Genomic DNA, 855 nt, shown 5'->3' on the forward strand with positions numbered 1-855 from the left:
AATAATCGTTGGGGGATGGACAAAACCCCCAATAATTAAAGTTTCACTTTATCAATATAGGAAATATTAATTCATTATTACAGCATTAATAATAAATATTGTTATATTCAAAATCTATCATAATACTTATATCTCTCAGTATATCATTTTTTCTCTTATTAAAAATTAGGAATGGAAAATTTAAAAAAACTGTCAAAAATATTGACTCTATACTTATTATATAATGTCCCAGATACATCACGCTAATATATTAGTTTAATCCATATATACTAGAATAATGTATCTGATCTTTATACATAATTTATTCCGTATGCTCCGAGATTTCACTTAAAGCAAACCCAGCTTGATCATCTGCCGATTTTCTTATAGCTAAATCACCTAGTGCTAGCATCCCAACAAGTTGACCGCTCTCAACTACCGGTAGTCGTCTAATTTGATATTGTGCCATTAACTCTGTAGCTTTTTCAATAGAATCATCTGGAGAAACTGAAACAATGTTTGTTGTCATTACATTTGTAATTTGATTAGATCCAGGATGTTTTTCAGCAATCCCACGAACAACTAAGTCTCGATCAGTAACAAGCCCAACAACTTGTTTATTTTCAATAACAGGAATCAATCCAACCGATTCTTCCTTCATTTTTACAGCCGCCTCATATACATTATCTAACGGTGTACAATGTACGATATGAGTACTCATAAGTTCTCTAACTTGTGTCATTTTTTATCTCCTCCTTTTAATACATACCATAGCTTTTCCTAAATCCCTTTATTTATTTCAGGAAAATTAGGTGATAAAAAGAGGCTTATACATAATAAAAAAGAGTCAGCAATATGCTGACTCTTTTTTTATGA

General features: G+C 30.6%; 1 protein-coding gene. It reads right to left on the minus strand.

Annotated features, from left to right (window positions below):
- Positions 1-301: 301 nt before the first annotated feature.
- Positions 302-721, minus strand: coding sequence for a CBS domain-containing protein (locus tag KI356_RS26215; protein ID WP_002125317.1), 420 nt, complete (start codon positions 719-721; stop codon positions 302-304).
- Positions 722-855: the final 134 nt, after the last annotated feature.

It is taken from the genome of Bacillus hominis (assembly GCF_018332515.1).
Taxonomy (GTDB): Bacteria; Bacillota; Bacilli; order Bacillales; family Bacillaceae_G; genus Bacillus_A; species Bacillus_A hominis.

Coding starts and splice junctions, on each gene's coding strand:
- KI356_RS26215 (WP_002125317.1), bottom strand. CDS start 721: ATGACACAAGTTAGAGAACTTATGAGTACTCATATCGTACATTGTACA.